Here is a 25,056-nt window from a genome sequence, read left to right on the forward strand (position 1 = left end):
GAGAGTAATTCTCGTACAGGTGGAATATTGTCACAAGGCCATTACTGAAAATGTACGGCCTGGGGGGGCAAAATACGCCCTTTGGGAGAGGGCTTGCCCGCGATGGCGTCAGTAATACCCCCTGAGGGTTTATCAGCTGTTCATCCGTTATCGTTGACGACCATCGCCGACAGGGTCAGGGTTTTTTGTTTGGCTCCAACTGGCCATCCCAACCACCGCCCAACGCCGCAATCAGTTGCACGCTGGCCACCAGCCGGGTTTGCAGCAAGGTCAGCACGGTACGTTCGTTGCTCAACGCCGTCGCCTGGACGTTGACCACATCCAGGTAGGCAATCAGGCCGGCCTTGTACTGGTTCTGGGTCAGGCGCAGGGATTCCCGTGCGGACTCCAGGGCCTCGTTGCTCACGCCCGCCTCATCTTCCAGAACCTTGAGCTGGACCATGTAGTTTTCCACCTCGCGGAAGCCGTCGAGTACGGTCTGGCGGTACTTGGCCACGGTTTCGTCGTAGGACGCTTCGGCGCGGTCAACTTCTGCCGAGCGCTGCCCGCCGTCGAACAGGGTCATCGCCAGTTTCGGCCCCACCGACCAGAAGCGGTTGGGCAGGCTGATCCAGTCGGCATAGGTGCTGCTGGAGTAACCACCGGCCAGACTCAGGGTCAGGTCGGGGTAGTAGGCGGTTTTCGCCACGCCGATATTGGCGTTGGCGGCAATCACTGCGCGCTCCGCCGAGGCAATATCCGGGCGGCGCTCCAGCAGTTGCGATGGCAGGTTGGCAGGAATCTGCGGCAGTGCCGGTATGTCCTTGCTCACCGCCAGGTTGAACATGGCAGGAGGTTCGCCGATCAATACCGCGATGGCGTTTTCCAGTTGCGCCCGTTGCCAGATCAGGTCGATCAGGCTGGCCTGGGTACTCTTGAGCTGGGTCTGGGCCTGGGCGACAGCGTCCTTGCCTGAGACGCCGGCGCGGTACTGGTTCTGGGTCATTTGCAGCGAGCGCTGATAGGTCTCGACGGTGGTTTGCAGCAAGCGCGTCTGTTCGTCCATGACCCGCAATTGCAGGTAGTTCTGCACCAGTTCCGACTGCTGGCTCAGGCGCATGGCCGCCAGGTCGGCGGCGCTGGCTTGGGCGCTGGCGTCGCTGGCTTCCAGGCCTCGGCGTAATTTGCCCCAGATATCGGCTTCCCAGCTCACCCCCAACTGAGTGTTGAGGGTGTCGCGGATACCACTGCTGGAGCTGCTCAAGCTCGCATTACTGCTACCCGTGCCCTGGCTGGCGCGGGTTTTCCCGGCGCTCAGGTCGACGGTCGGAAAGAACGCGCCACGGGAGCTGCGTGCCGTGGCCTGGGCCTGACGGTAGCGGGCTTCGGCCTGGGCCACGGTCTGGTTGGCGTTGTTGAGCTTGTCCACCAGGCTGTTGAGTTGCTGGTCGCCATACAGCTCCCACCAGGCGCCACGGGCCAGGGCATCGCTAGGGGCGGCCTGGCGCCAGCCCTGGGCTTCTTTGTACTGCGCCGGCTCGGCAACTTGCGGGCGCTGGTAATCGGGGCCGATGGCGCAGGCGCTGAGGAACACGGCGCAAAACATCACCGTCAGTGCAGGGGCCCGGAAAACAATTGATTCGGTCATAGCGGAGTGTCCAGGGCAGCGTCGGTACGCACCCCGCGCCAGCCGTTGAAACGGTGGCGCAGGCGGTCGAGATAGAGGTAAACCACCGGGGTGGTGTAAAGGGTCAGGATCTGGCTGAAGACCAGCCCGCCGATAATGGTCAGGCCCAGGGGTTGGCGCATTTCCGCGCCTTCGGCGGTGCTCAGCAGCAACGGCAAGGCCCCGAGGATCGCCGCCAGGGTGGTCATCAGGATCGGCCGCAAGCGCAGCAAACAAGCACTGCGTATGGATTCCAGGGGCTGCATGCCTTCCTTGCGCTCCAGCTGCAGGGCCAGGTCGATCATCAGGATCGCGTTTTTCTTCACCACGCCAATCAGCAGGAACAGGCCCAACAGCGAGATCAGGCTGAACTCGCCGCCCAGCACGTAGATCGACAACAGCGCGCCGACCCCGGCCGAGGGCAGGGTCGAGAGGATGGTCAGCGGGTGAATGTAGCTTTCATAGAGAATCCCCAGCACCAGGTACACCGCGACCAATGCGCCGAGGATCATGAACGGCTGGCTTTTCTGGGTGGCGGCGAAGGCATCGGCGGTGCCGGCCATCTTGGCGATCACGTCTTCCGGCAAGCCGACCTTGGCAATCGCCCGCTCGATGGCGGCCGTGCCCTGCTCCACCGTGACCCCGGGAGCCATGTCGAAGGCAATGTCTTCGGAGGCAAACTGCCCTTCGTGGCTGACGCGGTCGTCGGCCAGGCTGTTTTCGTAGTGGGCAATGGTCGACAGCGGAATTCGCGCGCCGTCAGCGGTAATCACCTGCACCTGATTGAGGGTGATCGGGTCCTGGGCGTATTTCGGATTGACCTCCATCACCACCCGGTACTGGTTGAGGCTGTCATAAATGGTGGAAATCTGCCGCTGGCTGTAGGCGTTGTTCAGCACCGAGGTAACCATGTTCATGTCCACGCCCAGGCGCTTGGCCTGATCGCGATCGACAATCAGCGTCACTTGTTGCGCACCCCGCCCTTCGCGGGCGTCGATGGCGGTCAGTTCCGGCAGCTCGCGCAGCGCGGCGACCACTTTCGGGTACCACAGGCGCAAGGCCGCCAGGTCGCCACTTTGCAGGATGTAGGAATATTGCGAAGACGTCTGGTCGCGGCCACCACCAAATTGCAGGTCCTGGTCGGCCATCAGCATCAAGCGGCCACCGGGTACCAGGGGCACGTTCTTGCGCAAGCGCTCGATCACCGCCTGGGCCGACAGCTGGCGTTCCTTGATCGGCTTGAGGCGCACCAGCATCACCGCGTTGTTGGTGCCGTTGCTGCCACCGATAAAACCCGCCACGCTTTCCACTGCCGGGTCTTGCAACACGGCTTTGCGGAAGATCTCCATCTTCGGCTGCATGACGCTGAATGACAGGCCGTCATCGCCGCGCACAAAACCGATCAATTGCCCGGTGTCCTGTTGCGGCATAAAGGTTTTGGGCACCACCACATACAGCGCGATATTCACCCCGATGGTCACGAACAGGCTGAGCAGGGTCAGGCGCTTATGCCGCAGCACCCAGTCCAGGCTACGGGCGTAACCCGCGACCATATGGTCGTTGACCTTCTGGCTCCAACGCTGCAAACCGGTCTCCTGCCCTTTGACATGGGGCTTGAGCCAGCGCGCGCAGAGCATCGGGGTCAGGGTCAGCGAAACCACCAGCGACACAATGATCGCCGCCGCCAGGGTGATGGAAAATTCACGGAACAGGCTGGTGACAATCCCGCCCATAAACAGGATCGACAGGAACACCGCCACCAGCGACACGTTCATCGACAGCAGGGTAAAACCGACCTCCTTGGCCCCCAGGTACGCTGCCTTCATTGGCGCGATACCGTTGTCGATATGCCGGGAAATGTTCTCCAGCACCACGATGGCATCGTCCACCACCAGGCCGGTGGCGAGGATCAGGGCCATCAGCGACAGGTTGTTCAGGGAAAACCCATAGAGGTACATGATCGCAAAGGTGCCCACCAGCGACACCGGTACCGCCAGGGTCGGGATCAGTGAGGCGCGGAAGTTGCCGAGGAACAGGTACACCACCAGGATCACCAGGGCCACGGCAATCAGCAGGGTCATTTCTGCCTCATGCAGGGTGGCGGTGATCACCGGCGAACGGTCCATGGCCAGGTTGAGCTTGACGCTGGACGGCAATACCGCCTGCAACGCCGGCAACTGAGCCTTGATCTGCTTGACGGTCTCGATGATGTTAGCGCCGGACTGGCGGTTGATCACCAGCAACACCGCCGCATCATTGTTGAAAAAACCGCTGTTGTAGCGGTCTTCGACGCCATCGCTGATCTTCGCCACATCGCTCAGGCGCAACGCGGCACCGTCCTGGTAGCGGATCAGCAGCGGCTCATAATCCTTGGCCTTTTCCAGCTGGTCATTGGCCTGGATCTGCCAGTTGCGCTCGCCATCTTCCACCGAGCCCTTGGGCCGGCGCACGTTGGCATTGGCTATGGTGTCGCGCACCTCATCCAGGGACACGCCGTACTGGTCGAGGGCCTTGGGCTCCAGCTCGATGCGCACCGCCGGCAGGGAGCTGCCGCCGATCTGCACTTCGCCCACGCCCGGTACCTGGGACAGGCTTTGCGAGAGGATGGTGGACGCCAGGTCGTAGAGCTGGCCCTTGGGCAACACGTCCGAGGTCAGCGACAGCACCATGATCGGTGCCTGGGACGGGTTAATCTTCCTGTAGGTGGGCATGCTGCGCATGCCGCTGGGCAACAGGTTGCGCGAGGCGTTGATTGCCGCCTGCACTTCCCGCGCCGCGCCGTTGATATCACGGTCGGAGTCAAACGCCAGAATCACCCGGGTCGAGCCCTGGCTGGACGAACTGCTGAGGGTGGTGACCCCGGCAATCGCGCCAAAGGACCGTTCCAGCGGCGTGGCCACGGTAGACGCCATCACTTCCGGGCTCGCGCCAGGCAGGCTGGCAGAGACCACAATCACCGGGAAGTCGATCTGCGGCAACGGCGACACTGGCAGCAGGCTGAAACTGACACCACCCAGCAACATGATCGCCAGGCTCAGCAGCATGGTGGCTACCGGCCGGCGGATAAAAGGTCCGGACAGGTTCATGGCTCAACCGGCTCCAGCGCTTCAGACTTGCGCCAGCGACGGCCAAGGCGGTCGAAGTACAGATAGATCACCGGCGTGGTAAACAGCGTGAGGATCTGGCTCAACAGCAAGCCACCGACCATCACCAGGCCCAGGGGTTGGCGCAACTCTGCGCCGGAGCCAGTGGCCAGCATCAAGGGCACCGCACCGAACAGCGCCGCCAGGGTGGTCATCAGGATCGGCCTGAAACGCAGCAACGCCGCCTGGTAGATCGCGGTCTGCGGGTCCAGGCCCTGGTTGCGTTCGGCGTCGAGGGCGAAGTCAATCATCATGATCGCGTTCTTCTTCACGATGCCGATCAGCAGGATGATGCCGATGATCGCGATCATCCCCAGGTCATTGCCCGTGAGCAGCAACGCCAGCAAGGCCCCCACCGCTGCCGATGGCAAGGTCGAGAGGATGGTGATCGGGTGGATATAGCTCTCGTACAGCACGCCCAGCACGATATACATGGTCACCACTGCCGCCAGGATCAACAGCAACGTACTCGACAGCGAGGCTTCGAACGCCTGGGCGGCGCCCTGGAACTGGGTCTGCACGCCGACCGGCATGCCAATGTCCTTCTGCACCTGGTTGATCAGCTCCACACCCTTGCCCAGGGCCACGCCGGGGGCCAGGTTGAATGACATCATTACTGCGGGGAACTGGCCGATATGGGTAATCGCCAACTGCGCCTGGCGCTGCTCGATGCGGGCCAGGCTGGACAGGCGCACCTGGCCGCCATCGGTGGTTTTTACATGGATCTGGTTCAGCGCGTCCGGCCCCAGGCTTTCGCCGGACTGGGCCTGTAGCACCACGCGGTACTGGCTGGCCTGGGTGTAGATCGTGGAAATCTGCCGCTGGCCGAAGGCGTCGTACAGGGCATCGGTGATATTGGCCACCGACACGCCCAGGCGCGAGGCCGCATCGCGGTCGATCACCATGTACACCTGCAAGCCTTTGTCCTGCAGGTCGCTGGCCACATCGGTGAGTTCCGGGTACTGGCTCAGGGCCTGTACCAGCTTGCCGCTCCACAGGGCCAGCAGGTCGGCATCCGGGGAGGACATGCTGAATTGGTACTGGGTGCGGCTGACACGGTCTTCGATGGTCAGGTCCTGCACCGGCTGCATAAACAGGCGGATGCCCACCAGTTTGTCCAGTGTCGGTTGCAGGCGCGCAATCACCTCGACGGCGCTCAAGTCCCGCTCTTTATGGGGCTTGAGGTTGATCAGCAGGCGGCCGCTATTGAGGGTGGCGTTATCGCCATCGACGCCAATATAGGAAGAAAGACTTTCCACTGCGGGATCTTCGAGGATGATCTTCGCCAGCTCCTGCTGGCGCTGGCTCATGGCCGCAAAGGATATCGACTGGGGTGCCTCGGAAATGCCCTGGATCACCCCGGTGTCCTGCACCGGGAAGAAGCCCTTGGGCACCACCAGGTACAACACCACCGTCAGGCCCAGGGTGGCGATGGCCACCAACAGGGTCAGCGGCTGATGCTTGAGCACCCATTGCAGCTTGCGCCCGTAGGCGGCAACCAGCCAGTCGATCCACGCGCCGCTGGCCTTGTAGAAACGCCCTTGTTCTGCTTCCTTGGGTTCACGTTTGAGCAGGCGCGCACACATCATCGGCGTCAGGGTCAGGGACACCACCAGGGAAATCAGGATCGCCACCGCCAGGGTAATGGCAAATTCGCGGAACAGCCGCCCGACCACATCGGCCATGAACAGTAGCGGGATCAACACCGCGATCAGCGACAGGGTCAGGGAAATCAGGGTGAAGCCGATCTGCTTGGCGCCCTTGAGCGCGGCCGCCATCGGCGTCTCGCCTTCCTCGATATAGCGGGAAATGTTCTCCAGCATCACGATGGCATCGTCCACCACAAACCCGGTGGCGATGGTCAGGGCCATCAACGTCAGGTTATTGATGGAGAAGCCAGCCAGGTACATCACGCCAAAGGTGCCGATCAGCGACAACGGCACGGCAATCGACGGGATGATGGTGGCGCTGAAACGGCGCAGGAACAGGAACGTCACCATTACCACCAACGCAATGGCGATCAGCAGTTCATGCTGCACATCGGTGACCGAGGCGCGGATGGTCTGGGTGCGGTCGGTGAGTACCGTCACGTCGAGGCCGGCCGGCAGGTTGTCGGTGATGCTCGGCAGCAGCGCCTTGATCCGGTCCACCACCTCGATCACGTTGGCGCCCGGCTGGCGCTGGATATTGAGCAATACGGCCTGGTTTTCATTGGCCCAGGCGGCTAGGCGTTCGTTTTCTGCGCCATCGACGATTTGCGCAACGTCTTTGAGGCGCAGCGGTGCACCGTTGCTGTAGGCCAGGATCAGTTCGGCGTACTGCTCGGGCGATACCAACTGGTCGTTGGCATCGAGCATCGACACCCGTGTCGGGCCGTCGAAGTTGCCCTTGGGTTGGTTGACGTTGGAGGCGGCGATCAGGCTGCGTACGTCGGCCAGGTTCAAACCATTGGCCGCCAGGGCCTCGGGGTTGACCTTGATCCGCACGGCCTGGCGCTGGCCGCCGGCGATGCTGACCATGCCCACGCCGCTGATCTGCGCGATCTTTTGCGCCATGCGCGTATCGACCAGGTCATTGAGCTTGGGCAACAGCATGGTCTTGGAGGTGACGGCCAGGGTCAGTACCGGGGTATCGGCCGGGTTAACCTTGTTGTACACCGGCGGCGCCGGCAGGTCCGAGGGCAACAGGTTGCTGGCCGCGTTGATCGCCGCCTGCACCTGTTGCTCGGCCACGTCCATATTGACGTCGAGGTTGAAGCGCAGGGTCAGGACCGAGGCCCCGCCGGAACTGGTGGAGGCCATCTGCGTCAGGCCCGGCATTTGCCCGAACTGCCGTTCCAGGGGCGCGGTGACCGCGCTGGTCATCACGTCCGGGCTGGCGCCGGGGTACAGGGTCATGACGCGGATGGTCGGGTAATCCACCTGGGGCAAGGCCGACACCGGCATCAAGCGATAGGCGATCAGGCCAGCCAGGACAATGGCCAGCATGCTCAGGGTGGTGGCAACGGGCCTGAGGATAAACAGCCGTGACAGGTTCATGCGCCGGCCTTTTGCGCCTTGCCGGCGTCAGCCGCCGGGCTGCCTTCGCCTTGTGCCGCGGGTTTGCCCTGCAAGTGTTCGGTCGGGCCGGTGGGCACCTGGTTGCTGTCGTTGACCACTTCCACATCGGTGCCATCTTTCAGGCGATCGGTGCCTTCCAGCACTACGCGATCGCCGGCGGCCAGGCCTTCCTTGACCACGGTGTTCTGGCCATCGGTCTCACCAATCACCAGGGTGCGAATCTTGACCTTCTTGTCACCGTCCAGGGCGTAGACAAAGGTGCCATTGGTGCCGAACTGAATCGCGGCCGAAGGTACCAGCACCACGTTTTTCAGGGTGTCGGCCAGCAGCCGCACGTTGACGAACTGGTTGGGGAACAGCACCTGGTCGTGGTTATCGAAGCGCGCCTTGAATTTCAGGGTGCCGGTGGTGACGTCGATCTGGTTGTCCAGGCTTTGCAGCACGCCGGTGGCTTGCAGTTGCAGGTCGCCACGGTCCCAGGCCTGCACCGGCAGCTTGTTGCCACCGCGATAGCGGGCCAGTACGGTTTGCAGGGTGTTTTCCGGCAAGGTGAACGCCACGCTGATCGGCTGGGTCTGGGTGATGATCGCCAGGGCGGTGGTGTCATTAACCGCCACCAGGTTACCGACGTCCAACTGGCGCAAGCCAACGCGCCCGGAAATAGGCGCACGGATCTTGGTGAACTCAAGGTTGAGCTTGGCGTCATCCACCGCCCCCTGGTTGGTCTTGACCGTGCCCTGGTATTGCAGGACCAGCGCGGCAGCGGTGTCCAGGGTCTGCTTGGCGATGCTGTCCTGTTCGTAGAGGCCGCGATAACGCTCAAGGTCAACCTGGGCGTTTTTCAACTGCGCCTGGTTTTGCATCAGCGTGCCCTGGGCCTGGAGCAAGGCATTCTGATAACTGCGCGGGTCGATTTCCGCCAGCAGGTCGCCGGCCTTGACCATCTGCCCCTCTTCAAAGGCGATCTTGACCAGCTCTCCCCCGACCCGGCTGCGCACATTGATGGTGTTCAAGGCCGTCACCGTGCCCAGTGCCTTGTAGTACACCGGAAAATCCCCTGCGACCGCGGGTGCGACGCGTACCGGCACCGCCGCACCCGAGCCGCCGAAGCCGGGACGCATCATCCCGGTCTTGCTGGTCCTGGCTGCCGGGGCCTCCTTCTGGGCGGTGCCAGTCGGCCAGAATTTCCAGCACAGGAAGGCAACAACCAACAGGACGAGCAAGCCAAACAGCCAGCGGCGGGAACTACGGGGGGACGATTGCATGGATTGATCAACCATTGGAGGCGAGGGCTTCTACTGTGGGAGGCTGAAAGATAAGCACTGGGGCGCGTTTAGAAAAGCGCCTTTACCGGCTATTTACCTTCAGGCTTACAAACATTTACTTTTCGTGGGGCAACATCAGCTATTTGGCCTAAACCGCTGAAGCACAAATAAAAACGGCCTGGACTAGGCCAGGCCGCAAGCATGCATCATACGTGTTACTGCAAAGCGACAGTAACGCGCAGCCGCAATTACTTCAGTACAGCCAGGGCCGCTTCGTAGTTTGGCTCTTCGGCGATTTCGCCAACCAGCTCGCTGTGCAGCACCTTGTCGTTTTCGTCCAGTACCACCACGGCGCGGGCGGTCAGGCCCTTGAGGGCGCCGTCGGCAATGGATACACCGTAGTCAACGGCAAAATCGGCGCTACGGAAGTCCGACAGGCTCTTCACGTTTTCCAGGCCTTCGGCGCCGCAGAAACGCGCCTGGGCAAATGGCAGGTCGGTGGAGATGCACAGTACAACGGTGTTGTTCAGCTCGTTGGCCTGGGCATTGAACTTGCGTACCGACGTGGCGCAGGTCGGGGTGTCAACGCTTGGGAAGATGTTCAGTACTTTGCGCTTGCCGGCGAAAGTCGCCAGGGTGACGTCCGACAGATCGCCTGCGGTCAGGGAAAAGTCGAGGGCCTGGCTACCGATTTGCGGCAACTGGCCTTCAACCTGGACCGGGTTGCCTTTGAGGGTGACTTGAGCCATGAACGGAATCCTTATGCTGGGTTAGATGAAACGAATTCGAGAGGCGGAAGTTAACCACAAAGTGCGAATGACACCTATGGCCGAACACAAAATGTCATGACTGCGCCCGCGCCGGGCTGCTGTGGTTTAATTGCGCCGCGTTCGCCTGCCCTTGAAGGAATTCACCATTGAAAAGTCAGCCTGCCACCCACGTCCTGGTTATCGGTTACGTCTGGCCGGAGCCCCGCTCCTCGGCCGCCGGCGGGCATATGATGCAGATCCTGGAAAGTTTTCTGGCGCAAGGCTGGGCCATCACCTTCAGCAGCCCGGCCGCTATCGGTGAACACAAGGCTGATCTGGAGGAACTGGGTATCCGCGAATGCGCCATCGAGCTCAATAACTGCAGTTTCGACGACTTTATCCGTGAACTGGCCCCGGATATCGTGTTGTTCGATCGCTTTATGATGGAGGAGCAGTTCGGCTGGCGGGTGGAGAAGCATTGCCCGGATGCCCTGCGCGTCCTGGAAACCTCGGACTTGCAAAGTCTGCGCGATGCCCGCCAGCAGCGCCTGAAAGACTACCTGAAGCAGCAGCCACACGCGGATGACTTCAGCCCCGTGTTCGCCCCGGCCCTGGACGAAGAGTTCCAGAGGATGGCCGATACCGACCTGGCCAAGCGCGAGATCGCGGCGATCTACCGCTGCGATATCAGCCTGATGATTTCCGATGTGGAGATCCAACTGCTCACCGAACAGTTCAAGGTGCCCGCCGCCCTGCTCCACTGGTGCCCGTTGATGATCGACGCCCCCAGCGAGGGGTTTATCCCCTATGAGGACCGCGCGCATTTCCTGAGCATCGGTAACTTCCGCCACGCCCCCAACTGGGATGCGGTGCTCTGGATGAAAAACAGCCTCTGGCCGTTGATTCGCCAGCAGCTCCCCGGCGCCCAGCTACACATCTATGGTGCCTACACACCCCCCAAGGCCACCGCGCTGCACAATCCGGCCCAGGGTTTTTATGTGATGAACTGGGCCGAGGACGCCCTGCAAGTGATGTCGGCTGCGCGCATCTGCCTGGCCCCGTTGCGCTTCGGTGCCGGGATCAAGGGCAAGCTGGCCGATGGCATGCTCTGCGGCACCCCGAGCATTACCACCCCCATCGGCGCCGAAGGCATGACCGACGGGCAGCCCTGGCCCGGGACGGTCGCCCAGAGCGCCACGGCCCTGGCCGCCGCCGCCGTGGCGCTATACGAAGATCGGCAAGCCTGGACCGAGGCCCAGGCCAATGGCCGTGCGCTGCTGGCCCGTCGCTTTGCCCCGCAGGTCCACGGGCCCGCACTGGTTGAACGCCTGCAACATTGCCTGGGCGAACTGGCGCAGCACCGGCGCAACAACTTTACCGGCAGCATGTTGCGCCACCACCTGCATAAAAGTACCCAGTACATGGCGCAGTGGATCGAGGCAAAAAACCGCGCTCTTTAAACACCGACGCTGGCGAGGTGGCGCGCAACGGGGCATTATCGGCTGCGCAACCACAATAAAAGCGACGCCAGCATGAGCCGAGCAACGCGCATCACCGACCCTTCCTACGAGTTGATGGACGATCACAACGGCCTGTCCATCATCTATCGCCAGCACGGCTTCCCCTGCCCGCTGGTGCGCTGGCACTTCCACAAGGAGTACGAGTTGCACCTGATTGTCGCCAGCTCCGGCAAGGTGTTTATCGGCGACTATATCGGCAACTTCCACCCGCAAAGCCTGTTCCTTACCGGCCCCAACTTGCCCCACAACTGGATCAGCCAGGTGGAGGAAGACGAAGTTGTGCCCAAGCGCGACATGTTGGTGAATTTCACCGATGAGTTGCTGGAAGGCGGCAGCCAGGTCTTCACTGAACTCAAGAGCCTCTCGCCGCTGTTGGAGCGGGCACAGTACGGCATTGAGTTCCGCTGCCAAAAGACCATCGCCCAGGCGTTGACCTTGATGCAGCGCATCGAAGACACCCATGGGATGGCGCGGCTGGGGCATTTTTTTGTGCTGCTGGAGGCGCTCTGTGCCTGCGAGGACTACCAAGTGCTGTCGGGAGGAGCCACCGCGCAGTTGGCCGATGAGCACAGCATCGACAGGACCAACCGTGCGGTGGACTACATTTTTGCCCATTACGCGCGGGAATTGTCCCTGGAAGAAGTCGCACACTACCTGGGGATGAAACCCACCTACTTTTCCCGGGTGTTCAAGCAAGCCACCGGCCGCACCTTCATCGAGTTCGTCAATCGCCTGCGGATCAGCAAGTCCTGCGAACTGCTGGCCGATGGCGATAAGGCAGTGACCGATGTGTGCTTCGAGTCGGGCTTCAACAACATCTCCAATTTCAACCGGCGCTTCCAGCAGCTCAAAGGCATGACGCCGTCGCATTACCGACGCCTGGCGGTACAGCGCCTGACCGAGCAGAACCTGGCCTGAGCGGCTGAGAACGCTTCATTCACAACCGCCCGTCGCCACTGTCAATTTTGACAGTTACCTGCACGACCACCTTGGGTGTGTGATGTCTTTGTCCAGTTTTCCTGCACAAGGAGCACCCTCGATGAAGAAGCCCGCGCCACCTATTCCGCCCGCTTTGCCTCGCCTGCCGCATAACCCCGAACCTGGGCAACCGACTGATGCAGACGAGTTGGCCCCACCCTTTGTCAGCGACCAGGTGATCCCGCTGCCGGGAGCTGCGCGTGGGCTCGGCATCAGCTCGACCCGGCCTTGGATGACCTTGCATTTACAGCGCTGGACCAAACTCGAGGTAGGTGACTCCTACAAGTTCTATATGGGCAGCGATCACTTTGCCATCGCCTCGGATCAGGTCAGGGATGAGGATCTGGACAAACATCTTTTGCAGTTGGTCATCTTTCCGGAGCTTATTCCGGAAAACTTTATCTATCCCTGTTTTGTCGAGGTCACTCGCAGAGGTACTGACATCCCCAGTACTTCCCCTCGTGAGACCTGGTATGTCAAGACCACTCGCCCGGGCGGGGTCAGTAAAGATCCTGCATTGTCCTATCACACCGAGCTGGTGATACACCTGCCGCCCGACCTGGTGGGCAATGATCTTGACCCCGAACGCGCCAAGGAGAACGTGGAACTGACAATCGACCCCTACCCCAACATCACGGTAGGTGACACTGCCGAAGTGCATTGGAACGGCCATCCGACGAAGCTGCGGATTGATGACGAGCATGTCGCCGGCATCAAGCCCATTACCGTGGTGATCCCTGAGTCAACCATCTATTTGGGCGGTAGTGGCGAGGTCATTATTCGCTTCCGGCTGTATGACAAGGTGTTCAACTATTCCGGTGAGCTGCAGCAGTGGTCGCAGGCCGTCACGGTGGTGAGCAATCTGGATCGTAAACTGCTCCCGGCAGCGCACTTCGTGGTAGGCGGGTACTCCGTCATTGACGTCAATCTCGATATCCATAGTTCAGGCTTCTTCTTGGAAATGGTGGTGCCCAGAAGGCTGCCTGATGGCACGCTGACACCGGCCGGTGCCTTGATTGTCGTGACGTTGAGCGGGGCCGATGCTGCGGGCGCGTCCTTTGAGAGGACCCTGGCGCCGTTTCCAGCGCGAATCGAGCTGTCGTCCACCGTCCCGATAGACCTGAAAGACCTCGAAGCAGTGCTCAATGGGCACATGCAGTTCGAATACACCCTGACAACAGCCGGTGGCGTGTTCCTCGCCCGCTCCCAGCGCCGGAACATTACGGTTCATGGTACGAAAAGCACGATGCCGGCGATGACCATCGAGCAGAACGAAGGCGGCAACATTGACCCTGAACATCCCTATATCAAAGTCATCTTTCCGCGCTACACCCCTTACGACCGCAACTACAACGTGACACTGCGTATGGAGGCGGTGCGGTCAGGAGGCGGCCTGGTGTTTTATGAAGAGACCTTATTGGCAGGCGCCGAGCCGCCGCCAGAGCGGTATCGGATTGTCCTCCAGGAAAAATTCGAACGTTTCGTCGGGCTTGGCCCCGTCCGGGTGTTCTACCTCGTCGATAACGGCACGACACAGGTCATGAACCCCGCCATCCAGGCCATACGCAAGTCCGAGGTACTGGAAGTGACCTTTGGCCTGCGCTATGCCGATCTCCCAGCGCCGCAGATGCAATATGTGGACGAGTTCAACAATCTGGACCCGGCGCGCATAAAAGGCGGCCTGGTCCAGGCGACCCTGCCGTACACACGAACGATCCCAGGCGATGTGTTCAAGTGGACCTTGCTGGGGGCTACCAGCAACGGTTCGGCCAGTGACGAGATTTCCCTCAACTCCGCAACGGCGGGCAAACCCGTGTTGTTCAACCTGGATGAGGCGCTGATCGTTGCCAGCAGGAATGGCGAAATTCGCTTCAGCTATTCGCTGGTGCCTGCCAGTGGCGGTGCCACGCGCTACTCGGAAGTGTTGACCGTCACCGTCGGTGAAGCCCTGGACCTGCTGCGGCCGGAAGTGTTGCAAGCCCAGCGCTATCCCGACCAACTGGTGCCCGAGGCCGCGCTGCACGGGGCGACCATTGCCGTCACCTACCCGCAGATGCTGTCCAGCCATCGGGTGCTCGCGTGTTGGACCGGTATCCCGGAGATTGGGACCCATTGTGAAACGAAGGATGGCAATACCTCCAAGACCGTGCACTTTGAGGTGCCCCCAGAGGTGATTGGGGCCAACCTCAATGGCTACGGGCGCTACATCGAGGTGCAGTACTTCGTCTTGTTAGGTGTCCATCAAAAACCTTCGCCGGTGCTGAGCCTGTACCTGCTGGCGCCTGTGCTGCCCCTGCCCTACCTCGAAGGCCATACCACCAGCGTGCTGGACATCAGCCGGTTGATCGGTACTGAACGCGCCATGGTCGAACGCTGGAGCTTTATCAGTCGCTATCAACGGATGTGGTTTGAACTCAGTGGCACGTATGCCAATGACACACCGTTCTACGCTGTGCTGTTCGACGGCGACCTGGTGACCTATACCGGCGAACAGAACGGTATCCAGTCACCGGCACCGGTACTTGAACTGCGCCAGCTCAAGGATGGCTCGCAATTTCTCATGCGTTTTGGCACGACGTTCGACCAAACCAACAACAAGTCCAATGCCCTGTGGTTCCCGGAACGCAGGTATACCGTCCAGGCCGTCCCGGCGCAGTTTCCGCTACCCGAATTGGTGGGGGCTACCGGCTCTGGCAGCTCGGTGACCCTGTTGCCACTCGTCGCACAGTACGGGGCCAAGGTAAACGCGACGTATAGCCCGATGTATACCTCCGACAGACTCACCCTGGAGGTGGTCGGCGCGCCGGGAGCAGGCTCAGGGCTGATCGGACCAAAAGACGGAGAAACGGATGGAACGGTCACCTTCGACCTGCCGGCGGCGCTGATTGCAGCCAATATTGGCAACCATGACACCACCTTCACCTTGAAATATACGGTCTGGCGCAATGGCGAACTCCGTTCGTCTGCAGTGTTGACCGTTACGCTGAAGGCTATTCCTGCGGCCGAACTGAACAAAACCGTGATCCGTATTGATGAAGCAGCTAACGGCGTACTCAATGTGGACGAGTTGATCGGTGATGCAACAGCAAGGTTGGGGACTTGGCCGTTCATTGCCAGGAACCAGCCCGTATGGCTGCGCCTGATCGGTAACAAACCCGACGGCACGGCACACAACTTGACCCTGCTGGATGGTACCCAGGGTGCACGGGTGAGTGATGGGTGGTTGAATCAAGGGTATCAATTGCTGACGGTACTCAATACCTACCTGAGAGACCTGGGGAACGGCACTCGACTGACAATGCAGTTCAAAGTGGCCCTCAATCACAGTACTGATGAGTGGCAAGCACTTGAGTTTCCCGTGGTTACGTATTCCATATTGAGCCTGCTGATCTCAGACAAAACGCCCTTTACCGGTGGGTTCATGAATGGCTGGATCAGCCAGTACCCCGAACAGAAAAGCATCCAGCGCGAGGCGGACGGCAACTATTACCTGCGGCACGGACCCATGACAGGGGATGGTGTCAGAATCTACAAAATATATACCCCGGTCGACTATGGGTATTATCGAGTCAGGTTCAAATACAGGGTCAACAAGTTTGCAAGCATTGGCGGGCCAACCAGCATGTATATTCACCTGGCTAATTTGACGCGCAACATTACCGTAACAAACCTTAATACATGGAACTATGTCGATGAGTACATGGGTTATTGGAAAGGCGGTAATTTTCAAGCCTCAATCGCGGTTATGAATCCGACAACTGGCGGGGTCTACGATATAGATGACGTCTGGATCCAACAGCGACACTTTCCGGGTTGAGCTACCGCAAACCAGGGGATAGGTGCAAAGCACTTATCCCCTGGTTTTTATGCGTTGGCTCACCCAACAGACAGTGCTTTCCGAAAATATCAGGGCCTCACACATGCGGTCACACGCTCGTCAAACTCCAGCCCGACGGGACATGTAAAAGGATACTGAATCCAACGTTGGATCTCTTTGTCATACACACATCGGTAGAACCCCCCGACTCTGTCAGTACTTTTAAAATACCCCGCCTGAGTACAAGGAGGTTCGCGTGGTTCCGGAGGTGGTGTTTTACAGCCCCCGATAAAAACCGCCATAAGTAAGCCCAATGCGATTTTATAGAGGGTGTGGCCTTGGGGATTGACGCGAGAGCAGTTCATAAACATCTCCTGGTTAGGTTTACCAAACTATTAACCCTCTCCTGTTCTTTCCCGTCTACTGTCAGAAATAACAGGTCGCCGCTCCCCTGCTAGATATTGAACGCTTTGCAGACCAGTGCAAAAAAGTATCACTTCAAGTGCTCCCAAGGATTTGTCACCGCGCCTGCAGAAGGCTGTAATCGACGCACACTCTTCCTGCCGCCTGGGAAGACACAACAACAAAAACTGTCCTTCTGCAGCCCCTGGGCGCAGAAATGGAGTGCGCGATGAATTTCCCAGCAAAAGCTCTGCTTGCCTGTACCTGCATGACCCTCAGCGCCGTCAGCCTTGGCGCGCAAACCCTGACCATTGCCACCGTCAACAACAGCGACATGATCCGCATGCAAAAGCTCTCGAAAACCTTCGAGGCCGAGCATCCGGACATCACGTTGAACTGGGTGGTGCTCGAAGAGAATGTGCTGCGCCAACGCCTGACGACTGACATTGCGACCCAGGGCGGGCAGTTCGATGTGCTGACCATCGGCATGTACGAAGCCGCACTCTGGGGCGCCAAGGGCTGGCTGGAGCCGATGAAGGATCTGCCGGCCTCCTACGACCTCGACGACGTGTTCCCTTCGGTGCGCGACGGCCTTTCGGTCAAGGGCTCGCTGTACGCCCTGCCGTTCTATGCCGAAAGGTCCATCACCTACTACCGCACTGACCTGTTCAAGGCTGCCGGGCTGAACATGCCAGCGCATCCGACCTGGGTGCAGATTGGCGAGTTTGCGCAAAAGCTCACCGACAAGAGCAAGGAGCAATACGGCCTGTGCCTGCGCGGCAAGGCCGGCTGGGGTGAGAACATAGCCCTGATCACCACCCTGGCCAATGGCTATGGCGCGCGTTGGTTCGATGAGAAGTGGCAACCCGAATTCAATGGTCCTGAGTGGAAGGACGCGCTGAACTTCTATGTCGACAACATGAAGAAGTCCGGCCCACCCGGCGCCTCGAGTAACGGCTTCAATGAAAACCTGGCGCTGTTCAACAGCGGCAAATGCGCGATCTGGGTGGATGCCAGCGTCGCCGGCTCGTTTGTCACCGACAAGACCCAGAGCAAAGTCGCCGACCACGTGGGCTTCACCTTTGCCCCGCAGCAGGTCACCGACAAAGGCACCTCGTGGCTGTATTCCTGGTCCCTGGCGATCCCGGCCAGCTCCAAGGCCAAGGACGCCGCCAAGGTCTTCAGTGCCTGGGCGACATCCAAGGAGTACGGCGCGCTGGTGGCCAAGACCGATGGCATCGCCAATGTGCCGCCAGGCACCCGCGCCTCGACCTACAGCGAGCAATACATGCAGGCCGCCCCCTTTGCCAAGGTGACGCTGGAGTCGTTGAAAGTCGCGGACCCGACCAAACCGACCGTCAAGCCCGTGCCCTACATCGGTATCCAGTTGGTGACCATTCCCGAGTTCCAGGCCATTGGTACCCAGGTGGGCAAGTTCTTCTCCGGCGCCCTGACCGGCCAGCAGAGCGTGGACCAGGCCCTGGCGGCGGCGCAAACCACCACCGAGCGGGAAATGAAGCGCGCCGGCTACCCCAAATAGCCCAGGCTCACCACCGTCAATGTGGGAGCTGGCAAGCCAGCGCCTACATTGACCGCATTCCAAGGCCGATTCTGTTTGCCTCCAATGGGTTCTGATTGTCATGAATACGTCTAAAAGCCGCCTGCGCAACCCCGGCTGGTTCCTGGTCAGCCCCTCGGTGGCCCTGTTGCTGCTGTGGATGATCGTGCCGCTGGGCATGACCCTGTACTTTTCGCTGATCCGCTATAACCTGCTCTACCCCGGCGAAAACCAATTCGTGGGCCTGGAGAACTTCACTTACTTCATCACCGACTCGGGCTTTCTGCCCGGCGCCACCAATACCTTGTTGCTGGTGGGCAGCGTGCTGCTGATCAGCGTGGTGCTGGGGGTGTTGATCAGCGCCTTACTGGAGGCCAGTGAGTTTTTCGGCCGCGGGCTGGTACGGGTGCTGCTGATCTCACCGTTCTTCATCATGCCCACCGTCGGTGCGCTGATCTGGAAGAACCTGATTTTCCACCCGGTGTCCGGCGTGCTGGCGGCGCTGTGGAAGCTGTTTGGCGCGCAGCCGGTGGACTGGCTGGCGCACTACCCGCTGCTGTCGATCATCATCATCGTGTCCTGGCAATGGCTGCCCTTCGCCATCCTGATCCTGATGACTGCCATGCAGTCCCTGGACCAGGAACAGAAAGAAGCGGCGCGCCTGGACGGTGCCGGCCCGATTGCGATCTTCTGGCACCTGACCCTGCCGCACCTGGCCCGGCCCATCGCCGTGGTGGTGATGATCGAAACCATCTTCCTGCTCTCGGTGTTCGCCGAAATCTTCACCACCACCAACGGCGGCCCTGGCTACGCCTCGACCAACCTCGCCTACCTGATCTACAACCAGGCGCTGGTGCAGTTCGATGTGGGCATGGCCTCGGCCGGCGGCTTGATTGCCGTGGTCATTGCCAATATCGCGGCGATCATCCTGGTGCGGATGCTCGGCAAAAACCTGACTGACAAGCCTTGAGGGCCGCGCCATGACACTTCAACAATCCCGCCGCCTGCAAAGCCTGTTGCTCGGCACCCTGGCCTGGGCCATCGCGATCGTGATTTTCTTCCCGATCTTCTGGATGGTGCTCACCAGTTTCAAGACCGAAATCGACGCCTTTGCCACGCCGCCGCAATTTATATTCACGCCCACCCTTGAGAACTACCTGCACATCAACGAGCGCAGCAACTACGCAAGCTTCGCCTGGAACTCGGTGGTGATTTCCTTCAGCGCCACCGCCTTGTGCCTGCTGATTGCGGTGCCGGCGGCCTACTCCATGGCGTTCTACGAAACCCAGCGCACCAAGGGCACGCTGCTGTGGATGCTGTCGACCAAGATGCTGCCCCCGGTGGGCGTGCTGATGCCCATCTACCTGCTGGCCAAGAGCATGGGCCTTCTGGATACGCGCATCGCGCTGATCATCATCTACACCCTGATCAACCTGCCGATTGTGGTGTGGATGGTTTACACCTACTTCAAGGACATCCCCAAGGACATCCTCGAAGCCGCCCGCCTGGACGGCGCCACCCTGTGGCAGGAAATGGTGCGGGTGCTGCTGCCCATCGCCAAGGGCGGCCTGGCGTCCACCGTGTTGCTGTCGCTGATCCTGTGCTGGAACGAGGCGTTCTGGTCGCTGAACCTGACCTCCTCGAATGCCGCGCCGTTGACCGCATTGATCGCCTCCTACTCCAGCCCCGAAGGTTTGTTCTGGGCCAAATTGTCCGCCGTCTCGACCCTGGCTTGCGCGCCGATCCTGATCTTCGGCTGGATCAGCCAGAAGCAACTGGTGCGCGGCCTGTCCTTCGGCGCAGTGAAATAACGACCCCTTATAAAAAGGAGGCCCATCATGGCCAACCTGAAAATCAAGAATCTGCAAAAAGGCTTCGAAGGTTTCTCCATCATCAAGGGCATCGACCTGCAAGTGAACGACAAGGAGTTCGTGGTGTTCGTCGGGCCGTCGGGCTGTGGCAAGTCAACCCTGCTGCGCCTGATTGCCGGCCTTGAGGAAGTGACTGAAGGCACCATCGAGCTCGATGGCCGCGATATCACCGAAGTGACCCCGGCCAAGCGCGACCTGGCCATGGTGTTCCAGACCTACGCGCTGTACCCGCATATGAGCGTGCGCAAGAACATGTCGTTTGCCCTGGACCTGGCCGGTGTGGACAAGCAGATCGTCGATAGCAAAGTCAGTGAAGCGGCACGCATCCTCGAGCTGGGGCCGCTGCTGGAGCGCAAGCCCAAGCAGCTGTCCGGCGGCCAGCGCCAGCGCGTGGCCATCGGTCGGGCGATTGTGCGCAACCCGAAGATCTTCCTGTTCGACGAGCCGCTGTCCAACCTTGACGCCGCCTTGCGCGTGCAAATGCGCCTGGAACTGGCGCGCCTGCATAAAGAACTGCAGGCCACCATGATTTACGTGACCCACGACCAGGTCGAAGCCATGACCCTGGCGGACAAGGTGGTGGTGCTCAATAGCGGGCGCATCGAACAGGTCGGCTCGCCGCTGGAGCTGTATCACCAGCCGGCCAACCTGTTTGTCGCGGGCTTTCTGGGGACGCCGAAAATGGGCTTTCTCAAGGGCCAGGTGACCCGTGTCGACGGCCAGGGCTGCGACGTGCAGCTGGAGGCCGGGACCCTGATCAGCCTGCCATTGAGCAGCGCCAGTTTGAGCGTCGGCAGCGCAGTGACCCTGGGCATTCGCCCCGAACACCTGGAGCTGGCGGCACCGGGCGATACCACCCTGACCGTCACCGCCGACGTTGGCGAACGCCTGGGCAGTGACACCTTCTGCCATGTGCTCACCGCCAATGGCGAGCCGCTGACCCTGCGGATCCGTGGCGATATGGCCAGCCAGTATGGCGAAACCCTGCAACTGCACCTGAACCCGGCGCACTGCCATCTGTTCGACACCGACGGTGTTGCCGTGGCTCGCCCACTGCGCGCCGCCGCCTGATTTCGCGAGAACCGTTGATGAAACTCAATAAGCAAAACCTCACGCAACTGGCGCCCGAAGTGCGCCTGCCCGCCTACACCCTCGCCGATACGCGCCAGGGCATCGCCCATATCGGCGTCGGCGGTTTCCATCGCGCGCACCAGGCGTACTACACCGACGCCCTGATGAACACTGGGGTCGGCCTCGACTGGAGCATCTGCGGCGTTGGCTTGCGCGCCGAAGACCGCAAGGCGCGGGATGACCTGGCCGGCCAGGACTATCTGTTCACCCTGTACGAACTGGGCGATACCGACGACACCGAAGTGCGTGTAATCGGTGCCATCAGCGACATGCTGCTGGCGCAAGACGGGGCCCAGGCGCTGATCGACAAACTGGCCAGCCCACAGATTCGCATCGTCTCGCTGACCATCACCGAGGGCGGCTACTGCATCGACGACAGCAACGGCGAGTTTATGGCCCATCTGCCGCAGATCCAACACGACCTGGCCCACCCCGACACCCCCACCACGGTGTTCGGCTTTATCTGCGCAGCCCTGACCCAGCGCCGTGCTGCAGGCATCCCGGCGTTCACGTTGATGTCCTGCGATAACCTGCCGCACAACGGCGCCGTGACCCGCAAGGCGCTGCTGGCCTTCGCCGCGTTGCGCGACGCCGACCTGCATGACTGGATCCAGGCCAATGTGAGCTTTCCCAACGCCATGGTCGACCGCATCACACCGATGACCAGCACCGCGCACCGCCTGCAATTGCATGATGAACACGGCGTCGACGATGCCTGGCCGGTGGTGTGCGAACCCTTTGTGCAATGGGTGCTGGAAGACAAGTTCGTCAACGGCCGCCCGGCCTGGGAACAGGTGGGCGTGCAGTTCACCGATGACGTCACGCCCTATGAAGAAATGAAGATCGGCCTGCTCAACGGTAGCCACCTGGCCCTGACCTACCTGGGGTTTCTCAAGGGCTATCGGTTTGTCCACGAGACCATGAACGACCCGCTGTTTGTCGCCTATATGCGTGCCTACATGGACCTGGACGTGACCCCCCACCTGGCGCCAGTACCGGGCATTGACCTGACCGAGTACAAGCAGACCCTGGTGCAGCGTTTTTCCAACCAGGCGATTGCCGATCAGTTGGAGCGGGTGTGTTCCGATGGTTCGTCGAAGTTTCCCAAATTCACCGTACCGACCATCAACCGCCTGATTGCCGAGGGCCGCGACACCGAGCGGGCGGCACTGGTGGTGGCGGCCTGGGCCTTGTACCTGCAGGGCGTGGATGAGAACGGCGTGCGCTACCGAATCCCCGATCCCCGCGCCGATTTCTGCCGGGCGCTGGTGGCGGATGACGCATTGATCAGTCAGCGGTTGCTGGGTGTAGAAGAGATTTTTGGCACGGCGATTCCCAACTCGGCGGAATTTGTGGCAGCGTTTGAGCGGTGTTTTGCCAGTTTGCGCGATAACGGTGTCACAGAGACCCTGAAACGACTTACCCACTGAAGAAACCCACATTGATCGGGTTTTCACCCTACTGCCTGCTGAGTAACCACCATGACTCGCCAATCTCTGTTTCTGGGCATCGACTGCGGCACCCAAGGCACCAAAGCCATCGTCCTCGATGCCGCCAGCGGCAAGGTGCTGGGCCTGGGCGCTGCTGCACACAGCCTGATCAGCGGCGCCAACGGCCGTCGCGAGCAACACCCCCAGGAATGGCTGGACGCCTTGACCGAATCCACCCACCGCGCCTTGCAGCAAGCCGGCGTGGACGGCCAGGACATTCTCGGCATTGGCGTTTCCGGCCAGCAACATGGCCTGGTGCTGCTCGACGATCAGGGCCAGGTGTTGCGCCCGGCCAAGCTGTGGTGCGACACCGAAACCAGCGCGGAAAACGCCCGGCTGCTGCAACACCTGGGCGGTGAAAGCGGCGCCCTGGAACGGCTTGGCGTAGCGATCGCACCGGGCTACACCGTGTCCAAGCTGTTATGGACCCTGGAGCAACACCCGGAGGTGTTTGCGCGGATCGCCCATCTCCTGTTGCCCCACGACTACCTCAACTATTGGCTCACCGGCCGTGCCTGCGCCGAGTATGGCGACGCCTCGGGCACCGGTTATTTCAATGTACGCACCCGGCAATGGGATTTGCCGTTGCTGCGGCATATCGACCCCAGCAGGCGCCTGGAAGCGGCGTTGCCAACCCTGATCGAAGCCAATCAGGCACTGGGCACTGTGCTGCCGGCGATCGCCGAGCGCCTGGGGATCAACCCCGGTGCCATTGTGTCCAGTGGCGGCGGCGACAATATGATGGGAGCGATTGGCACCGGCAATATTGCTCCTGGGGTGATTACCATGAGCCTCGGTTCGTCGGGCACCGTGTACGCGTTTGCCGACCAACCGAATGTCAGCGCCCAGGCTGCAGTGGCGACATTCTGTTCCTCCAGCGGCGGCTGGCTGCCGCTGATCTGCACCATGAACCTGACCAATGCCACCGGGGTCATCCGCGAACTGTTCGAACTGGACCTGGTGGCATTCAATACCCTGGTGGCCCAGGCGCCGATTGGCGCCGAGGGCGTGAGCATGCTGCCGTTTCTCAATGGCGAGCGCGTGCCCGCCCTGCCCCACGCAACCGGCAGCCTGCACGGCCTGACCATGACCAACCTGACCCGTGCCAACCTGTGCCGCGCGGTGGTCGAAGGCACCACCTTCGGCTTGCGCCAGGGCCTGGACCTGTTGCGCCAGACCGGCCTGCAAAGCCACAGTATCCGCCTGATCGGTGGCGGCTCGAAAAGCCCGGTGTGGCGGCAGATGGTCGCCGATATCATGGACACCGAAGTGATCTGTACCGAACAAAGCGAAGCGGCAGCCCTGGGCGCGGCGATCCAGGCCGCGTGGTGCCAGTCCGGCGAAAGCCTGCAGGCACTGTGTGCACGCTGCGTCAGTCTCGACCCGGCCAGCCGCACCCAGCCTGTGGCCGCCAGCGTCAAGGCTTACCAGCAGGCCTATGAACGCTATCAACAGCATGTGGCAACCCTTTAAGAGCGAGTAACTATGTATCTGGTGTGTGGCGAAGCGCTGTTTGATTTTTTCAGCCAGGAGGACGCCGGCGGGCAGGCTTCCAAAGTCGATTTCAAGGCGATTGCCGGCGGCTCGCCGTTCAATGTGGCCGTAGGTTTGCGCCGCCTGGGGATCGAGGCCGGGCTGTTCGCCGGGTTGTCCAGCGACTACCTGGGCCAACGCCTGCGCCAGGTGCTCAGGGATGAAGGGGTCAGCGACGAGTACCTGGTGGAGTTTGCCGCACCGACCACCCTGGCGATGGTCGCCCTGGGGGCCAATGGCTCGCCGCAATACAGCTTCCGGGGTGAAGGCTGTGCCGATCGGCAGTTGCAGCTCGAGCATCTGCCTGCCCTCGATGCTCGGGTACGCGGCCTGCATTTCGGTTCGTTTTCCCTGGTGGTGCAGCCGGTCGCCGACAGCCTGCTGGCCCTGGTCCGCCGGGAAAGCGGCAAGCGCTTGATCAGCCTCGATCCGAATGTGCGCCTGAACCCGCAGCCGGATATCGAACTATGGCGCCAGCGCGTGGCCGAGTGGGTACAGCATGCCGACCTGATCAAGGTCAGCGATGAAGACCTGCACCTGCTCTACCCAGGCCAGGCCCCCGAAAGCGTGCTGCAAGACTGGTTGCAGCACCGTTGCCAGCTGGTTTTCCTGACCCGTGGCGGCGATGGCGCGAGTGTGTTCAGTCGCCAGCATGGCAACTGGTCGGCGCCGGCGCTCAAGGTGGTGATGGCTGATACGGTGGGCGCCGGCGATACCTTCCAGGCCGCCCTGATTGCCTGGCTCACCGAACAGCAGTTGGATTGCGTGGAGGGTGTGCGCAGCCTGACCAGGGAACAGATCGACACAATGCTCAGGTTTGCCATCAGCGCTGCGGCGCTGACCTGCGGCAAGACCGGGCCAGACCTGCCCTACCGCCATCAATTGCACGGGTAAT

Annotated in this window: 15 protein-coding genes; 10 read left to right on the forward strand and 5 right to left on the reverse strand. The window is 61.0% G+C overall.

From position 1 onward, the window contains the following. Nucleotides 1–175: 175 nt before the first annotated feature. From HBR94_RS13115 to tpx, 5 genes are all read right to left on the reverse strand, one after another. Nucleotides 176–1,627: an efflux transporter outer membrane subunit gene (locus tag HBR94_RS13115; protein WP_170044942.1), complete on the reverse strand. Its 1,452-nt coding sequence runs from the start codon at nt 1,625–1,627 to the stop codon at nt 176–178. Then, the gene (locus HBR94_RS13120) at nt 1,624–4,731 is read right to left on the reverse strand and encodes an efflux RND transporter permease subunit (RefSeq protein ID WP_057959463.1); all 3,108 of its coding nucleotides are present in this window, start codon (nt 4,729–4,731) and stop codon (nt 1,624–1,626) included. Before HBR94_RS13120 ends, HBR94_RS13115 begins: the two co-directional genes overlap by 4 nt. Next, nucleotides 4,728–7,826 carry an MdtB/MuxB family multidrug efflux RND transporter permease subunit gene (locus HBR94_RS13125; protein WP_057436624.1) on the reverse strand — a complete coding sequence of 1,033 codons (3,099 nt, stop codon included), beginning with the start codon at nt 7,824–7,826 and terminating at the stop codon, nt 4,728–4,730. The genes HBR94_RS13120 and HBR94_RS13125 overlap by 4 nt, the downstream gene beginning before the upstream one ends. Further along, nucleotides 7,823–9,127 (reverse strand): MdtA/MuxA family multidrug efflux RND transporter periplasmic adaptor subunit, encoded by a 1,305-nt coding sequence (locus HBR94_RS13130; RefSeq protein ID WP_170044943.1) that lies wholly within the window; start codon nt 9,125–9,127, stop codon nt 7,823–7,825. Before HBR94_RS13130 ends, HBR94_RS13125 begins: the two co-directional genes overlap by 4 nt. 233 nt (nt 9,128–9,360) lie before the next feature. Next, the gene (gene tpx / locus HBR94_RS13135; RefSeq protein WP_057436626.1) at nt 9,361–9,861 is read right to left on the reverse strand and encodes a thiol peroxidase; all 501 of its coding nucleotides are present in this window, start codon (nt 9,859–9,861) and stop codon (nt 9,361–9,363) included. Between the two features lie 167 nt (nt 9,862–10,028). Between tpx and HBR94_RS13140 the strand changes: the two genes are divergently transcribed. From HBR94_RS13140 to HBR94_RS13190, 10 genes are all read left to right on the forward strand, one after another. Beyond that, nucleotides 10,029–11,321: a glycosyltransferase gene (locus tag HBR94_RS13140; protein WP_170044944.1), complete on the forward strand. Its 1,293-nt coding sequence runs from the start codon at nt 10,029–10,031 to the stop codon at nt 11,319–11,321. Nucleotides 11,322–11,393: 72 nt separating this feature from the next. Next, nucleotides 11,394–12,299, forward strand: a complete 906-nt coding sequence (locus tag HBR94_RS13145; protein ID WP_057436628.1) for an AraC family transcriptional regulator — start codon at nt 11,394–11,396, stop codon at nt 12,297–12,299. Nucleotides 12,300–12,420: 121 nt separating this feature from the next. Then, nucleotides 12,421–16,176 (forward strand): hypothetical protein, encoded by a 3,756-nt coding sequence (locus tag HBR94_RS13150; protein ID WP_170044945.1) that lies wholly within the window; start codon nt 12,421–12,423, stop codon nt 16,174–16,176. Nucleotides 16,177–16,807: 631 nt separating this feature from the next. After that, the gene (locus HBR94_RS13160; RefSeq protein WP_170044946.1) at nt 16,808–18,118 is read left to right on the forward strand and encodes a sugar ABC transporter substrate-binding protein; all 1,311 of its coding nucleotides are present in this window, start codon (nt 16,808–16,810) and stop codon (nt 18,116–18,118) included. A gap of 100 nt (nt 18,119–18,218) precedes the next feature. Continuing rightward, nucleotides 18,219–19,106: a sugar ABC transporter permease gene (locus HBR94_RS13165; protein WP_057436634.1), complete on the forward strand. Its 888-nt coding sequence runs from the start codon at nt 18,219–18,221 to the stop codon at nt 19,104–19,106. Between the two features lie 10 nt (nt 19,107–19,116). Next, nucleotides 19,117–19,947, forward strand: a complete 831-nt coding sequence (locus HBR94_RS13170; RefSeq protein ID WP_057436636.1) for a carbohydrate ABC transporter permease — start codon at nt 19,117–19,119, stop codon at nt 19,945–19,947. Nucleotides 19,948–19,974: 27 nt separating this feature from the next. After that, nucleotides 19,975–21,078: a sn-glycerol-3-phosphate ABC transporter ATP-binding protein UgpC gene (gene ugpC, locus HBR94_RS13175; RefSeq protein ID WP_057436638.1), complete on the forward strand. Its 1,104-nt coding sequence runs from the start codon at nt 19,975–19,977 to the stop codon at nt 21,076–21,078. 17 nt (nt 21,079–21,095) lie between these two features. Continuing rightward, nucleotides 21,096–22,568, forward strand: coding sequence for a mannitol dehydrogenase family protein (locus HBR94_RS13180; protein WP_170044947.1), 1,473 nt, complete (start codon nt 21,096–21,098; stop codon nt 22,566–22,568). A gap of 51 nt (nt 22,569–22,619) precedes the next feature. Beyond that, nucleotides 22,620–24,101 carry a xylulokinase gene (gene xylB, locus HBR94_RS13185; protein WP_170044948.1) on the forward strand — a complete coding sequence of 494 codons (1,482 nt, stop codon included), beginning with the start codon at nt 22,620–22,622 and terminating at the stop codon, nt 24,099–24,101. 12 nt (nt 24,102–24,113) lie between these two features. After that, on the forward strand, nt 24,114–25,055 hold the full coding sequence (locus HBR94_RS13190) for a carbohydrate kinase (protein WP_057436644.1): 942 nt from the start codon (nt 24,114–24,116) through the stop codon (nt 25,053–25,055). Nucleotide 25,056 lies beyond the last annotated feature (1 nt).

The organism is Pseudomonas sp. WS 5412 (assembly GCF_012985615.1).
GTDB classification, from domain to species: domain Bacteria; phylum Pseudomonadota; class Gammaproteobacteria; order Pseudomonadales; family Pseudomonadaceae; genus Aquipseudomonas; species Aquipseudomonas shahriarae.

Coding starts and splice junctions, on each gene's coding strand:
- HBR94_RS13115 (WP_170044942.1), bottom strand. CDS start 1,627: ATGACCGAATCAATTGTTTTCCGGGCCCCTGCACTGACGGTGATGTTT.
- HBR94_RS13120 (WP_057959463.1), bottom strand. CDS start 4,731: ATGAACCTGTCCGGACCTTTTATCCGCCGGCCGGTAGCCACCATGCTG.
- HBR94_RS13125 (WP_057436624.1), bottom strand. CDS start 7,826: ATGAACCTGTCACGGCTGTTTATCCTCAGGCCCGTTGCCACCACCCTG.
- HBR94_RS13130 (WP_170044943.1), bottom strand. CDS start 9,127: ATGGTTGATCAATCCATGCAATCGTCCCCCCGTAGTTCCCGCCGCTGG.
- tpx (WP_057436626.1), bottom strand. CDS start 9,861: ATGGCTCAAGTCACCCTCAAAGGCAACCCGGTCCAGGTTGAAGGCCAG.
- HBR94_RS13145 (WP_057436628.1), top strand. CDS start 11,394: ATGAGCCGAGCAACGCGCATCACCGACCCTTCCTACGAGTTGATGGAC.
- HBR94_RS13150 (WP_170044945.1), top strand. CDS start 12,421: ATGAAGAAGCCCGCGCCACCTATTCCGCCCGCTTTGCCTCGCCTGCCG.
- HBR94_RS13160 (WP_170044946.1), top strand. CDS start 16,808: ATGAATTTCCCAGCAAAAGCTCTGCTTGCCTGTACCTGCATGACCCTC.
- HBR94_RS13165 (WP_057436634.1), top strand. CDS start 18,219: ATGAATACGTCTAAAAGCCGCCTGCGCAACCCCGGCTGGTTCCTGGTC.
- HBR94_RS13170 (WP_057436636.1), top strand. CDS start 19,117: ATGACACTTCAACAATCCCGCCGCCTGCAAAGCCTGTTGCTCGGCACC.
- ugpC (WP_057436638.1), top strand. CDS start 19,975: ATGGCCAACCTGAAAATCAAGAATCTGCAAAAAGGCTTCGAAGGTTTC.
- HBR94_RS13180 (WP_170044947.1), top strand. CDS start 21,096: ATGAAACTCAATAAGCAAAACCTCACGCAACTGGCGCCCGAAGTGCGC.
- xylB (WP_170044948.1), top strand. CDS start 22,620: ATGACTCGCCAATCTCTGTTTCTGGGCATCGACTGCGGCACCCAAGGC.
- HBR94_RS13190 (WP_057436644.1), top strand. CDS start 24,114: ATGTATCTGGTGTGTGGCGAAGCGCTGTTTGATTTTTTCAGCCAGGAG.